This is a genomic window from Paenibacillus mesotrionivorans (genome assembly GCF_046098205.1).
Classification (GTDB): domain Bacteria; phylum Bacillota; class Bacilli; order Paenibacillales; family NBRC-103111; genus Paenibacillus_AR; species Paenibacillus_AR mesotrionivorans.
Map to the genome: position 1 here is coordinate 198,297 of NZ_JBJURJ010000011.1, position 14,902 is coordinate 213,198.

The 14,902-nt window shown below is 57.9% G+C and carries 11 protein-coding genes; 1 reads left to right on the forward strand and 10 read right to left on the reverse strand.

Translation table 11 applies throughout. The features are described from left to right. Positions 1–40 precede the first annotated feature (40 nt). From ACI1P1_RS17665 to ACI1P1_RS17700, 8 genes are all read right to left on the reverse strand, one after another. On the reverse strand, positions 41–1,282 hold the full coding sequence (locus ACI1P1_RS17665; RefSeq protein WP_416217752.1) for an MFS transporter: 1,242 nt from the start codon (positions 1,280–1,282) through the stop codon (positions 41–43). Positions 1,283–1,676: 394 nt separating this feature from the next. Further along, entirely contained in the window at positions 1,677–3,779 is a 2,103-nt protein-coding gene (locus ACI1P1_RS17670; RefSeq protein ID WP_416217753.1) for a carbohydrate-binding domain-containing protein, read from the reverse strand. Positions 3,780–3,930: 151 nt separating this feature from the next. Continuing rightward, on the reverse strand, positions 3,931–4,446 hold the full coding sequence (locus tag ACI1P1_RS17675) for an SRPBCC domain-containing protein (protein WP_416217754.1): 516 nt from the start codon (positions 4,444–4,446) through the stop codon (positions 3,931–3,933). A 282-nt stretch (positions 4,447–4,728) separates the two neighbouring features. Continuing rightward, on the reverse strand, positions 4,729–6,177 hold the full coding sequence (locus ACI1P1_RS17680) for a sugar porter family MFS transporter (protein ID WP_416217755.1): 1,449 nt from the start codon (positions 6,175–6,177) through the stop codon (positions 4,729–4,731). 188 nt (positions 6,178–6,365) lie between these two features. Next, on the reverse strand, positions 6,366–7,718 hold the full coding sequence (locus ACI1P1_RS17685; RefSeq protein WP_416217756.1) for a response regulator transcription factor: 1,353 nt from the start codon (positions 7,716–7,718) through the stop codon (positions 6,366–6,368). Then, on the reverse strand, positions 7,693–9,168 hold the full coding sequence (locus ACI1P1_RS17690) for a sensor histidine kinase (protein WP_416217757.1): 1,476 nt from the start codon (positions 9,166–9,168) through the stop codon (positions 7,693–7,695). Before ACI1P1_RS17690 ends, ACI1P1_RS17685 begins: the two co-directional genes overlap by 26 nt. Continuing rightward, positions 9,165–10,163: a substrate-binding domain-containing protein gene (locus ACI1P1_RS17695; protein ID WP_416217758.1), complete on the reverse strand. Its 999-nt coding sequence runs from the start codon at positions 10,161–10,163 to the stop codon at positions 9,165–9,167. Before ACI1P1_RS17695 ends, ACI1P1_RS17690 begins: the two co-directional genes overlap by 4 nt. Positions 10,164–10,923: 760 nt before the next feature. Then, a complete protein-coding gene (locus ACI1P1_RS17700; RefSeq protein ID WP_416217759.1) occupies positions 10,924–11,982 on the reverse strand; it encodes an LLM class flavin-dependent oxidoreductase in 1,059 nt (352 codons plus the stop codon). Positions 11,983–12,365: 383 nt separating this feature from the next. Here ACI1P1_RS17700 and ACI1P1_RS17705 point away from each other — a divergent pair, with 383 nt between their 5' ends. Beyond that, entirely contained in the window at positions 12,366–13,388 is a 1,023-nt protein-coding gene (locus tag ACI1P1_RS17705) for a 3-oxoacyl-ACP synthase III family protein (protein WP_416217760.1), read from the forward strand. Between the two features lie 87 nt (positions 13,389–13,475). Here ACI1P1_RS17705 and ACI1P1_RS17710 read toward each other — a convergent pair whose 3' ends face one another. Further along, positions 13,476–13,850 (reverse strand): hypothetical protein, encoded by a 375-nt coding sequence (locus ACI1P1_RS17710; RefSeq protein WP_416217761.1) that lies wholly within the window; start codon positions 13,848–13,850, stop codon positions 13,476–13,478. A gap of 207 nt (positions 13,851–14,057) precedes the next feature. Then, on the reverse strand, positions 14,058–14,897 hold the full coding sequence (gene ypfJ / locus ACI1P1_RS17715; RefSeq protein ID WP_416217762.1) for a KPN_02809 family neutral zinc metallopeptidase: 840 nt from the start codon (positions 14,895–14,897) through the stop codon (positions 14,058–14,060). Between the last annotated feature and the right edge of the window lie 5 nt (positions 14,898–14,902).

Consider the following 14,902-nt stretch of genomic DNA (forward strand, 5'->3'; position numbering starts at 1 on the left):
GAGAATGCAGGACGTTTTTTTGCTCCGAGAGGGAGTTGCCCTAGGTTGCTCCCGTTTCCGCCGCAGCGGGCTCCAGTGGCGACCCAGCCTTTAACAAAGCTTTATTCTTCAACAGCAAGAGGGATAAAAGCATCAGCAGGGCGCCGGTCGCCAGCATAATCCATTCAATAGCCACCTTATCTGCCATCGGGCCAAATACCAGCATCCCCATGGGCATCATGGAGCTGCTGATCATCCCGAACACCCCGAATACCCGTCCGGTGAAATCCTTATCGACCCGGTCTTGAAGCAGTACAGTGGAGGGCGTATTGAACAAAGGCAAGGCCAAGCCGAATATGGACATAAAACCGAGGTATATCCAGAAGAACGGCACCAAGCCGAAGGCTACTGTACAAGCACCCATCACCACACCGGACAACGTCATGGAGTGGATCTTGTTGCGGAAGCCGCCCCAGGAGGCAATAAGCAGACCGCCCAGCATCATACCTACGGAAAAGGTAATTTCAATGGCTACCAGCCGCCATACCTGGTCCCCGAAGCTGCGGGCGACCTGAAGCGGCGTGAGGAAGGCGGCAGGCGCCACCAGCACGAAGAAAAACCCGCTGAAAATAAAGAACTGCTTGAGGTACGGATGGGTGGCAATAAACCGGACACCCTCCCGCAGATCGCCGAAATATCCGCCCTCCTGGGCCTTCTGCATCCGGTCGTGGTCCTTAACCCGGAGAAACAGGAACAGGGTGCTCACCGCAATGAAGCAGGTCACCACGTCGATGAAGAAGATGGTGGACAGGGGGGCCAATCCCAGCAATGCGCCGCTGGCCATTGGGGCCACCAGCATAATCAAGGCCTGGATACTCCCGTTGATCCCGTTCACACGGGTTAGCTGGTCCTCGGGCACCAGCTGCGGCAGAATCGCCCCGACGGCAGGCGTCTGGACCGCCGAACCCAAAGCACGGATGGCCGACATCACGAAGAGCAGCCATAGGGACTCATGCCCCGCCATAAACAGCAGGGCCATAATTAGAGTCGTCAGCGCAATGGCGCTGTCGGAAATCATGATCAGCCGCTTGCGGTTATAGCGGTCGGCCCATACTCCGGCGAAGGGCGACAGGAAGAAGGTGGGCAAAAAGCCGCACACAATGGCGATGGTCATCATACTGCCGGATTGGGTGGTCAGGGTAATATGCCAGGTAATGGCGTATTGCACCAGCGCGGTACCGAACAGGGATATGGTCTGAGTGGCAAGAAACAGGGTAATTCTTCGTTTCCAGTTGGTGTCCATCTTTCAGGGCACGCTCCGTTTCTTCAAATTTGAACGTTTCTGGACCATTATATCATAACCGATTCTTATAAATGTCCGCCCCAAGCCCGAGAATATCCGGAAAAAATCATTGAAACGATTCTGCCCGCCGATGGGTTAGGGGAAACGGGATGGAGGACAGACCTAACGAACCTGTAACACGCTATTTGGCCCAAATGGGCATGAAAAAAATCTAACGAATCTGTGGCACGTTATTCGGCCGTTTGGAAGCATTTCTGCGCCAATCCGGAGAAATAACGTGGCTAGGATTCGTTAGATTTTAAAAACACTCATTTGTAGGCAAATAGCGATGCCCAGATTCGTTAGGGCAGATTCGTTAGGGGTTTTCCCGATTTTGGCGCAGGACACCGGGACCCTACTGCTGCCCCCCGGTTTGGCCCTGCGTGTTCGGCCGCTGGCCGCGCTGGCTCTGCTGGCCGCTCATCTGGCCTTGGCCGCCCTTGCCGCCGTCCATGCGGCCACCGCCCATGCCGCCGGAAGGCTTCGTGGTCACACCTGTCTCCGACAGGTAAGTCACTGGACCCGACGGCGTAAATTCCACCACCTTGGTGCCGCCGGAGAGGGTTCCGCCGCTGGTGAGGCCCGCTTCGGTTTGACCGGATACGGTGCCGCCGGAATAAACCGTATAGGTGCCGTCCTTACTGAGACCAGGGGAAGCGAACACAATGGTCTGGAACTGCTTGGCGGGGGTGAAGGACGCCACCACCTGGCCGCTTTTATCCGTCAGGGTTACCGTTGTGCCTGCTTTTTGGGCCGAAGAGAAGCTCATCATGACGGAATACGCGGAGGATTCCTCCGAAGGAGCCTGTGCCATGCCGGAGCTGCCTGCAGCCACCAGGGAGCCGCCGGTCATAGTGAAGGTGCCGTCGTAATCCAGCGCCCCGTTGCCGTTGTCCGACGGGCCGTTAACGGTAACGGTTCCGCCCGACATCTTGATAAGCCCGTTGGAATCCAGCCCGTCGCCGGCGGCATTTACGGCGATGCTGCCGCCGGTAATATTCAGCCACGTGTCGCCTGAGGCGCTGAAGCCGTTTTGTCCCGGGCGCCCATTTACGGATGAGCCGTCATTGCCGCCGCCTGCGTTGATGCCATCGTCGCTGGCGGTGACCTCGATTTTGCCCCCGGCCAGAGTAATCTGCTTGCTTTCGATACCTTCATAGCTCTTTTTGATGAAGATCGTACCATTGGAAACCGTCAGCGCGGAATCCGCATGCAGCCCGTCGTCCCCGGAGGTGATGCTCAGCTCGCCACCGCCGATGGTCAGGGTATTGTTGCTGTGAATGGCATCGTCAGCGGAGTCAATGGTGAAGGAACCTCCGGTAATCGCCAGATCGGACGCTGCCTTGATGGCCTTGGCGCTGGAGGTTTGCGCGGCTGCGGCAGAGGTGGCTGCGGCGGTTGTTGTGGCAGCGGAGCCGCCCACCGGAGCCGCGTTGCCGGAGCCAGCCGGCGCACCATTCCCTGCGGGAGCTCCGCCCCCGAAGCCGCCGCCCATAGGCTGCCGGCTGTCCTCAGCCTTGGCCGCCGCATTGGCGCTGCCGCCACCCGTGGTCAGGGCATATTGCCCGCCAGAGATCAGCAGAGAGCCTGCGGCCTGGATGCCGTCCCTGCCGGAGGTCAGCTTGTAGGTCCCGCCGGACAAAGCGATATATCCCTTGTCCGCCTTCTCGTCATTGGTGGAGCGGAGGGCGTCGCCTTGGGCCTCCACCACAATGCTGCCATCCTTCACGGCCAGCATATCCCGGCCCACAATACCGTCATCCACGGAATAAACCGTAATGCGGCCGCCAGTGATCCTCAGCTCATCCTTGCTCATGATGCCATTGTTAAAATTAGCATTCACGGTGAGCGCCCCGGTGCCGTTGATGGTTAGATTGTCCTTGCTGAACAGCGCCGCGTTGGGCTCGTCAGCCTTGGGATCGCTGTAGACATACTCCGCCGCATCCGTCAGGACGTTCTCGGTGCCGTCGGGTAAGGAAACCACCGTTTTGTCGGCGTTTTTCACATAAATGGCAGCACTGGACTTGCTGGTAATGTCCACACCGTTCATCACCAGCTTCACTGTTCCGGAGCCTTGGCTGTCTACGACAATTTGGCCATCGTTCAGCGTACCGCTGATTACGTACACACCAGGGAGCGCGATCATAACGGTGGAGCCCTCCACGGCTGCGCCGGTTCCGGTAATGGCGGCGGTATTGCCATTTAGCTGGATGGTATTGGGTTTTTCCTTCGTCCAGTCGGTATAGTTATCGTCAGAGGTGTAAGTGACCATTTTGGCGGTTACGGGACTTGCCGTCACATTGCCTTCCACGACGGCGGAGGCTGCCGGAGAAGCGGAGCCCGCAGCTGCAGAGGCGGATGCCGAGGTCGCTGCATTGTCCGGAGCCGCACTGCAGGCGGCCAGGGCTGTCGACAACAGGGCAAAGGACAGCAATTTGGAGGTTAAAGGGTTACGCATGTTCTGCACCCATCCTTTCAGTCTTTGGAATACCTCTACAGTATCCTGCCAAGCTGAAAGCCCCCTGAACCCTTTCTGAAAGCTGGCTGTGAATGTGCCTGAAATAGAAAAGGACCCGTTCCATCATGGACGGGCCTGCTGCAAGGCTTCTTTATTTTACTGAAGGCAGATAGGCCTCCAAGCGGCTCCAGGTTTCCAGGATGCCTTGCTCCATCCCCATCTCCATTACCTGGCGCAGACTCTCTTCCGTATCGAAGATGCTGCGGCACACCACCCGGGTTTTGTCCCCGTCTGCAGCAAAAGAGAGCTCCACCTCCGTGGCAGGCATCCCCTCCGCCTCATTGCCCTCCGCATCGGAGAAGTAGTCGGTATAGGTAAGTGCCTCAGGAGCATGAATCGAACCGTACACACCCTTGCCCCAGGATTCCATACCGTAAAAATCCCCCTGCTCGGGATCCTCACATTTCATACAATAATGCCAGACGCCTCCGGGCCGCAGGTCGACGGTGCAATGGGGCATACTCCAGCCCTGAGGCCCCCACCAATGCTTTAAGTGTCCGGCTTCCGTAAACGCCTGGAAAACCAGCTCCCGCGGAGCATCAAAGGTTTTCTCCAGAATAAACTCCCGGCCTTCTATCCGGACAGCGGTTTTGCCTGCCTCAGCCATCGCAATTCCCTCCTGTGGACTTGTCCGGTGAAGTGTTCTGGCATTCCACGGACAGATGCCCTGAATGGTCTTCAACGTTACTATATCCCAGGGACAGGCTTTCCGCAATGGATTTATTACAAATTTGTGAACAAGCGTATAGCGACTCATGCTGCGGTTCCCGCCGCACCGTATTTCGATGAAATATCGAAGAAGACCCTCAAACCGGTTCTGCCGGTTTCGAGGCTTCCATAACATATCCGGCCTGCGGCACAGACCATGTTATTTCAGGGTAGGGTCCGATTAATTCTCCTGCAGGCTGGGGGCAAAGCCCCGTTCATCCGCTAAGGAGGCGTGGTTTTTTTCCCACATGGCTTCGATTTCCTCCAGGGATTTGCCCTTGGTTTCGGGAACCTGGGACATGGTAAACAGGAAGGTGAACAGCGCAGCCGCTCCATAAATCCAGAAGGTTTTGCCCGGTCCGATGGAGGACAGGAGAGACGGGAAGGACTGGGAGACCACAAAGTTCATCGCCCAAAGCGCCATATTGGCAATAGCCGTGGCCACACCCCGGATACGGTTGGGGAACATCTCCGCCAGCAGCACCCACACCACCGCCCCGAGAGACACGGCGAAGGCAGCCACATAGGCGAGTATACATACTATAATGACGACACCCCCGGTTTGCCCCAGCTCAAAGGACACTCCGATCAGGAGCAGACTTACGGTCATCACCCCCGAGCCGATCAAGAGAAGCAGCTTGCGGCCCAGCTTATCAACCAGCCACAAGGACAGGGCGGTGAACACCACATTCACGACACCGACCAGCAGAGTTTGCAAAAGAGAGCCGCTGGTGCCCGAGCCGGTCTGCCGGAATATCTCCGGCGCATAATACATCACCGCGTTGATCCCTGTGATCTGCTGGGTCATGGCCACAATCGTACCGATAACCAGGATTTTCCGGGTTTTGCCCTTCATCAGCTGGCGGGCCGCTTCCCCGAAGGAAAGCTTGGTCTCCTCGGCGAAGGAGCGTTTAATGTCCAGCACCTCCTGCCGGGCGGCGGTATTCCCGTGAATCCGCAGCAGAATGGGCAGGGCCTCCTCCGCTCTGCCCTTTTGGATTAACCAGCGGGGGCTTTCCGGAACGAAGAACAGCAGGATCAGAAACAAGGTGCCCGGCACCACACCGGCTCCGAACATAAAACGCCAGCCGGAGGTGATGTTCCAGGCCTCATTGCCGGCTCCCGCAATGAAATAGGAGAGCAGCATGCCGCTGAGAATAGCGGTAACGGTCGCCATTTGGGTCATGGCCACCAGCCTGCCGCGGTATTTGGCCGGGGCAATCTCCGCATTGTACATGGGACACAGGGAGCAGTTGATGCCGATAGCCACACCCTCCAGCATACGCAGGGCGATAAACGGGACCAATCCGCCCGCCAGCGCGGAGCCGCCGATGCCGATGATGTAGAGCAGGGCGGATACGATCAGCACCCGCTTGCGTCCGTAACGGTTGCCCATCATGCCTGCGAAGGCCGCCCCGGCAATACAGCCGATGATGATGCACGAGACGGTCCAGCCCAGCATGGCGTCACCCAAGCCGAAGCGCAGGCGGAGATAGCCGTTGGCACCGGACATCACGGAGGTGTCGAAGCCGAATAGAAAGCCGCCCAACGCGGCGACTAAGGATACGAGTATAACAAACCGGAGACTGCCTTTTTCCGGTGTCTGTGTAAGAATGGTGTCGGAATTCATCGGTCATTCCTCCTTCCTCTCCAGTATAGCGCGGGCTGTATGTAAGGAAGGGGTCCAACTCCAGCAGGTTTTTAGCGGATTCCCAGCACTTCTTTGTGATCCGGGCCGCTGCGGCCCGCCGAAGACACAGGAGTAGCATTATTTTAAGGCGGGCGGCAAAATGATGCGGCTTTCTATTCCGTTCCTTCCTACCCGTCCTCCGCCTCTCCGCTGCGGCTGTCCCGGTACTCCGTGGGGGTAAGGCCGGTTACTTTCTTGAATACGCGGCTGAAATAATTGGGGTCATTGTAGCCCGCCAGATAGCAGATTTCCTTCTGGCTGTAGCCGCCCTGGGCCATCAGCTCCTTGGCCCTGCCGATCCGCAGGGAGGTCAGGTAGTCGATGAAGGTTTCGCCGGTCTGCTGCTTGAAGATTTTGCTGAAATAATACGCGTTGAGATGGACGTGATCCGCCGCCTTCTCCAAAGACAGCTCCTCGGTGTAATGAGCCCGGATGAAGGCCTTGGCCTTGTCCATCAGGGTGGCGGTCTCCTCCTCCCGCTCCTGGCGGATGCGGGCCATCGCAGCCAGCACATAGCTGCGGTCCTCTCTGCGGGAGGCCTCCCCCTGCGGCTCCTCCTCATACAGCAGGCGCTCCTCCGACTTGAGATCGGCGAAGAAAACCGCCGGCCCTCCCGGTTGGGCCGCGCCGGAGGCAAATACCGCCTCGTAGTAGGAGCGGTGCCACCCGGCAGCACCCTCCTGCAGCGTACCGATGCCAAGCGAAACAGACAGCTCCAGCCGGGTCAGGGCATATTCCCTCAGCTGCTCCCCGAAGCGGCGGACGCCGATCATCCAGTCCGCCTCTTGCCCCTCCGGAGGCATCCGCAGGAACATGGCCAAATGGTGGTCCACCGGGGAGCTGGTGATGCCCTGCCCGAAGCCTGCCGCCATCCGCCGGAAGGCGTCGTAGAGCCGCCGCTCCGCAGCCTCCGGCACAGCGGGCATAGCGGCCACCACGGCCAGCCCCCGGTCCAGAGGGAAATCCAGCCAGTCCGGCGACGGGCTGCCCGGTCCTTCCGGACGGGAGCGCAGCATCAAGGACATGGCCAGCTCGCTCTCAGCCAGGGGCAGGAGCTGGGATACCCGGTCCTGCAGCAAAAGCTCCGCCGCCCGCTTCTGCTTCTCCCGGTCCAGCTCCTCCGTGAGCCGCTGGAGCAGCAGCACAATTTCCTCCTGGGAGGCGGGTTTGACGATGTACTCCTTCACTCCCAGGGACAACGCTTCTTTGGCATAGGAAAAATAATCGTAGGCGGTCACCATCACCAGCTTGGCCTCCGGCAGGAAGGAGCGGATTTCCCGAAGTGCCTCCAGTCCCTGAATTCCCGGCATGTTCACGTCCATAAAGATGATATGCGGACGCTCCTCCGCCGCCAGCTCAATGGCCCCCCGGCCGTTCTCCGCATGGGTGACAGTGAATCTGCCCGGCATCGATTTCCCGATGATCCACTCCAGTCCTTCCCGCTCCAAAGGCTCGTCATCCGCGATGAGAAGACGGTACATGGGCATCCCCTCCTTCCATGATGCGCAGGTTCTCCACGGGGTCAGGCACCCGCATTCGGATCCGTGTGCCCTGTCCCGGCGCGCTGTCGATCTCCACCAGATCCTCCCGACCGCAGGCCAGCTCCAGCCGGCGGAACACATTGCGGACTCCCATCCCCGTGGAGCCGCTGCCGGACGCAACAGGTCCGCCTCCCGGCTCCAGCAGCGCCGCCCGCCGTTCCGTGTCCATGCCTTGTCCGTTATCAGCGATTTCAATGACGGTATCGTTGCCGTCCCGCCGCAGCACAATTCTGATCTGTCCGCCGCTCTCCAGTCTTTCCACCCCATGGACAAAAGCATTCTCCACCAAGGGCTGCAGCAAAAGCGGCGGAACCGGGGTGCTTAGCGCCTCCTCCTCCACCTGAAATTCCACCTGCACCCGGCCCCGGAAGCGGGCCTCTTGAATGCCCAGATAGGTGCGGACATGGGCCAGCTCCTCCCGCAGGGTAGTGGCCGCATCCAGACTGCGCAGATTGTAGCGCAGAAGCTGTGAAAGCTGGACGGTGAAGCCGCTGGTTTTATCCGCACCCTCCAGCAGGGCCATTTTGGACAGGGAATTTAAGGTGTTGAACAAAAAGTGGGGATTAATCTGGCTCTGCAGCGCCTGCAGCTCCAAGGTCTTCACCAGCCGCTCCTGCTCGGAGAGCCGCCGGTCCTTGGCAATGGACGCCCGCAGACCCTCCAGCATCTGACGGAAGGAGGCGGTCAGGGTGTCCAGCTCGCTGCCGGAACGGGCTTCTGGAAGCCGCGGCTCCAGATTGCCCGAGGACACCGCCTCCGCCGCCCGGACCAGCTGGTTCACCGGCTCCGTCACACTCCGGGACACCCAAATGGCCATGGCTACACTCAGCAGGGTGCCGATGGCAAACACCGCAATCCCCAGGCGGTTCAGCCGCTCATTCTCCGCCTGGATGCCGGCGTACAAGGGACGGTATGCCGCCAGCTCCTGGCCGGCCAAACGCTGGCCGCCTTCCCGGATATAGCCGAGGGTGGTTTCCGCCTCCCGGTACCGATCCAAGGCGGCGGAGACCTGCCCCGACTGTGCAGCCCTCAAGCTTCCGCCGGCCTGCTCGCCCAGGGTAGCCAGCATACCGGCGTGGCCCTTCAGGGAGGCGGCGTATTCATGCCCGCCCGCCTGGCCCTCCAGGGAGTCGCGCAGCCGCTCCAGCTCCGCAAGGGCTATGCCCGCACGGGTTTCTTCTTCGGGTGCGGGGTGAATTAAATATTCGTTCAATGCAGTAATGCCGGCCTCTGCCGCCTGCACCGTCTCCTGATACAGCAGGAGCCGGTTCATCATCAGTCCGTACCCGTCCTGCACCAGCCGGCCGCTCTGAAACACCAGGAACAGCACCGCACTCATCATCGCGACCAATAGGGGAACCAGCACCAGAAGGCGCCGCCGGACCGTCATGAGCGGCCACCGCCCTTCGTCACAGCAGTCGGCGGCTCCTGAAGAATGCGGATCGGCGTATAGCGTTTCTCCGGCACCGGTTGGCCATTCAGCCTGGCCTGGAGCAAAACCACCGCCTCCCGTCCCATCTGCCGCGGCTCCTGGACCACGGAGGCGCGGATCAGGCCCTGACTGATGGCTGCCACCGTGTCCGGCAGATCATCAAAGGCGAAGATCTCCGGCAGCTCCGATGGCTGCCGCAGCCGCTCTGCAGCATCCAGGGCGCCCAGACCGTCCAGAGAGCTGAAGCTCACGATAAAGCGGACTGGCGGCTCCATGGACAGGAAAACCTCCGCCTCATTGGCAGCCTGGAGCCGGGAAATGTCCGTCGTCCGGACTCCGGCTACGGTCAGCTCCGGATAACGGGCCAAGGCCCGACGGAAACCCTCCACCCGCAGACGCTGGCTGTCGGCGCGGAGGGTACCCGCCAGGATGCCTACACGGCCCGCTCCCCCGGAGGCCTCCGCGACCAGCTCCGCCATGGCCGCTCCCGCCGCTTCATTGTCCGTTCCGGTGTAAGCAACCCGCCCGCTGTCCGGCTCATCCGCATCCACCGCCACCACCGGAATGCCCTTCTCCGCCGCCTTGGAAACCAAAGCGCGGCTTCCGGGGTCCCCCGTCCCTTGAATCAGAATGCCGTCCGCTCTGGAAGCGATAGCCTGATCCAGAAGACGGAGCTGCTCCTCCGGATTGATCCGGTAAGGGCCGGTATATTCGATATCCATGCCGTATTCCTCCCCGGCGGCCCGCGCCCCCTCCTCTACCGCCCGCCAATACGGGTTGTCCAGCTCCTGGGACACCAGCACAATACGCTTGCGGGGGGCTTCACCGCCATGCGGAGCCAGCGGCTCCACCATATCCCGGATCCGGGCGGTGGACCGGAAGAAGAGACCCAGCGCCAGCGCAAAGCAAATAAACAGCACCAGCACGCCGATGCCCCATTTCCGCCCGTACATGGCCCCCACCTCCGCTTCAATTTGGTTATTGCTTACTATACCATAGAGGGGTGTCCGGTAAACGCACTTCGGATGGACAACGGTTTGTAAGCGTTTTATTAAGAAATTGTAAGGATACGCGAATATACGCGAGAAATAGACTGAAAATTCAAAACTATCGCCGGAAATGGCGGATTTCCGAGGTTTTCAATTCCGCCGGGATGGCTTATGATATAGACATCACCACAAAGGAAGCGAAAGTAATGAAAGCCAACCCGGCAAACGGCGAAACGGGTAAGGGACGTATCCCTAACAGGAAAAGAGTGCGGCAGGGCTGGCAGCGGATGTAAAGCTGCATCTATCTCCCCTGAGAGGCTGTTTCCACAAACAGTAAAGCCTAAGGTTGGGAGCCGCCGACATTTTTTCGTAAACCTTCCGGAAGGGTGATGCAAGCACCGAGGGTTAAGCAAGCAAGTGCAATGCCTACGCAGGCCATCTGCGCAAGACATGGAGTTTTCGGTGGGCGAATCCGAATCCGTCAGAAACGGAGGAGCAAACAAGCACGTTGTATTTGAGTAAACAATCCTTATCCGGTTCAGGCAGTCAAGTTGCCGCCGGCAGCAAGTGACCATCGAATTGACAGGCCATGTCAGTGGTATGGATTGTGAGGAGGAACGAATTCATTGCTTAGCCACAAGGACAAATAACCCCCTGCAGCATGGAGCTGAGGGGGTTATTTGTGTTTTCCGGAGGGAAACGCCGCCGCTTCCCCTCGTCTGCTTCAGTCCGCCTTCCCTTCCGCTTCCCAGCGGGTGATCTCCTCCCGGACAATAGGCGCCACCTTGGTGCCCAAGAGCTCAATGGCGGTCATCACCTCATCATGGGGCATGGTGCCTAAGGGCAGATGCAGGAAGAAACGGGTGATGCCCACTTCCTTGCGCAGGGCGATGATCTTCCGGGCTACCGTCTCCGGGTCCCCCACATACAGCGCTCCCTCCGGACTGCGGGCATAATCATACGCCGCCCGGTCATAATGGGGCCAGCCCCGCTCCCGGCCGATCACATTCATCGCCGCCTGGGTGGAGGGGAAGAAGGAATCGGCTGCCGCCTTATCCTCTGGGCCAACGAAGCCGTGGGAATGGGAGGCAATAGGCAGCTTGGCGGGATCGAAGCCCGCTTGGGCCGCCGCCTGCTTATACAGCTTCACCAGCGGGGCAAAACGGAAGGGGCTGCCTCCGATAATGGCCAGCACCAAGGGCAATCCCTGCATGCCTGCGCGGATGACCGACTCCGGATTGCCGCCGCTTCCGATCCAGACAGGAAGCGGATTCTGCACCGCCCGCGGGAAAATCTCCAACCCGGAAATGGCGGGGCGGTGTTTGCCGCTCCAATTGATTTTGCCGCCCCGGCAGATCTGCAGCAGCAGCTCCAGCTTCTCCTCGAACAGCTCGTCGTAATCCGCCAGGTTATAGCCGAACAGAGGGAAGGACTCAATAAAGGACCCCCGGCCAGCCATAATCTCCGCTCTTCCTCCGGAGATGCCGTCCAGGGTGGCAAAATCCTGATACACCCGCACCGGATCATCGGAGGACAGCACCGTAACCGCACTGGTCAGCCGGATACGCTTGGTCCTCGCCGCTCCGGCAGCCAGCAGCACAGCCGGCGATGATGCGGCATAATCCTGGCGGTGATGCTCCCCGATGCCATACACATCCAGTCCCACTTGGTCCGCCAGCTCCATCTCCTCGACAACCTCCGCCAGCCGCTCCGCATGACTTTTTAATACCCCTGTTTTCACATCCGGGGTAGTTTCTACGAATGTGCTGATCCCAATCTCCACACCTATTCCTCCCAAACGGCATAGAAGCCGAAATATTGTAAGTACCTTATTTTTAGTATGCACTATTTCTTCTGATTTGGATAGCCGAAGTGATGCCTTCTCCTATAATTTATCCCAGCTTATAACGAATCTAACGGTATAACTGTCTAATTTGGCCAAAAAACGCCAAATTACTCTGATATCCTCCTAATAATCCATTAATTAGACGAATAATCTGCGATTTTATTACTAAATCGCCGACTATTATCGGTTTTATTTTCCAAGATGTGCCTGTTATACTAAGTTATAACCATAAGAAGCATAATGCACCAAGCTTCCTTATAGCTGGTTATGGGAGTACATAAAGAGCAGGTAGAAACCATTTCGTGGAGGGAGATATTCTGATGCAGCATTCTAATGTTAGAATTTCCGGAGTCGGCACGTACCATCCCCAGAACAAACTGACCAACGAAGTGATTTTTGAGCATTTCCGCAAGGTGGGCAAGGATGTGGAAAGCCTGTACAAGCATCTGGGCCGTGAGGAGCGTTATTACGCCGATCCGGGTGAAACCGCCATTACCATGGGCGTCATCGCTGCCAAACGGGCTCTGGAAGATGCCAACCTCTCTCCTGACCAGATTCAAATGATTGTGTTTGCCTCCGATACCCCGGAGTACCTGATTCCTACCAACGCCCTTCTGATCAGCAGGGAACTGGAAACCAAAAACGCTCATATTGTGTACGACCTCAATGCCAACTGCACCGGTATGATTACCGCTATCGACCAGGTTTACCGCTACATGGACCATAAGAAGCTCCGTTATGCTCTTCTGGTGAGCAGTGTACATATTTCTCCCTGGTGCAATGAGGATGATGAGTTGTATTACGGGGCGTGGGGGGATTCCGGCGCAGCAGTAGTTCTGGAGCGTGTGGAAAGCGACGAACGCTTCGGTGTGATCGATTCCGAATTCTTCTCCGACAGCAGCTATTACCGCATGACCACAATGCCGGACAGCGGCATGGCCCGCATCCATGACGAGTCCCTTCCCCTGGCTAAGCGCAAGGGCGGCTGGGAGCCGGTGGATTTCGACTTCCTGCCGGAAAAGTGGAACATCCTGATCCGTGAGCTGGCCCAGCGCAACGGCCTGGAGCTGAAGCAAATCGACCACATCATTTTCTCGCAATTCTCCATTTATGCCATTAAGGAAGCCTTGAAAAACCTGGGTCTGGAGGATGATCCCCGGCTGTATACCTTTGTGGGGAACAAGTACGGCTATACCGGCCATACCAGCCCCATCTTCGGACTGAGCCACGCCCTGCAAGACGGGAAAATCAAGGACGGGGACAATGTGGTTTTCATCTCCGCCGGAGCCGGATACATCATTTCCTCATTCCTGTACAAGTTTGACGGTGCGCTTCTGAAATAGGCCCTATTTCCTTCATACGATGCATAAAAAAGCCCCGGCACGCATCACTGCGCCCACGGGGCTTGTTATTTCTGCTCGACTATTCTCTTACAGCTGCTTGAAGTCTGCGATTGCGGCTTCCACGGAACCGATCTTCACCAGCTCATTGTGATCGCCGGCTACCCGCTTGATTTGGTTAGCCTGGATGCCCGAGCTCAGCTCAATCATGTATTTGGCCTTGAAGGGAGTGTTAGTGTACAAGGTCATAACCTCCTGAAGCAGCGGAACCACATCGGCGGAAACAGTCTTAGCATCCTTACCGTCGATAATCAGCGCATATTCCTTGGTGTTCACCTTCTGGATAGCTTCCTTAAACTGACGGATAATTTCGGCAGCGTCCTCTACCTTAATAAAGCCGGAAGCCCGAGAAATAATGGTTTTTTCGGAAGTATTCAGCGCAACTCCGTAATTCTGGTTAGACATTAATGATCTCTCCATTCTGGATTATTATGGTGTGTATTAGGGCAATTTTCTACAATATATACCAAATAATTTGAAAAATCAAGCAGTATATTATCGAATTATGTAAGTATTTGAATATATATCAATGGAAAAAAGCCCCGAAGCCGTCAAGTTTCGGGACTTGTGAAGTTTGTCATACCTAAAACAAGTCTTCCAGGACCTTACTGCTCAAAGCTCACCGGCGTTGAAGGTATCCCCACCCTCAATCGTGCCGCTTTCGTAGCCCTTCTGAAACCAGCGTTTGCGCTGCTCGGAGGTGCCGTGGGTGAAGCTGTCCGGGACCGCATAACCCTGGGCCTGCTTCTGCAGGGTATCATCGCCGATGGCATTGGCCGCCGTCAGCGCCTCATCAATATCCCCCGCCTCCAACACCTCCATATCCTCTGCGTGATGGGCCCATACCCCGGCGAAGTAGTCTGCCTGCAGCTCCATTCTAACCTGCATCCGGTTATATTCGGTTTCATTCAGCTTCTGGCGCAGCGCGTCCATCTGGGCCGAGGTGCCCAGAAGAGTCTGCACATGGTGTCCAACCTCATGGGCCACCACATACGCCATGGCAAAATCGCCGGGGGCCTTGAAGGTCCGCTGCAGCTCCTCATAAAAGCTCAGGTCTATGTACAGCTTTTGATCTCCTGGACAGTAAAAGGGCCCCACCGCTGACGTAGCCCTGCCGCAAGCCGAGCTTACGCTTCCGCTGTACAGCACCAGCACCGGGTCCTTGTATTGTATACCTTTCTCCCGGAACAGCTCCTCCCAGACCTCCTCGGTATCGGCCAGAACCACGGAAACAAATTGGGCCAGCTCCTCCTCCTGGGCCGTGCCCTGATAAGCCGATTGCTGGCTGGAGCTGCCGGTCATATTGCCCAGGATATCCGCTGGGTTTCCGCCCAGCAGGGTTACCAAGAGCAATATCAGAATTCCGCCTACTCCGCCTCCCACCAGTGTTCCCCCGCCCATTCCCCGCCGGTCCTCCACATTGGCGCTGCCTCTTCTGCCGCTCCATTTCATTATGC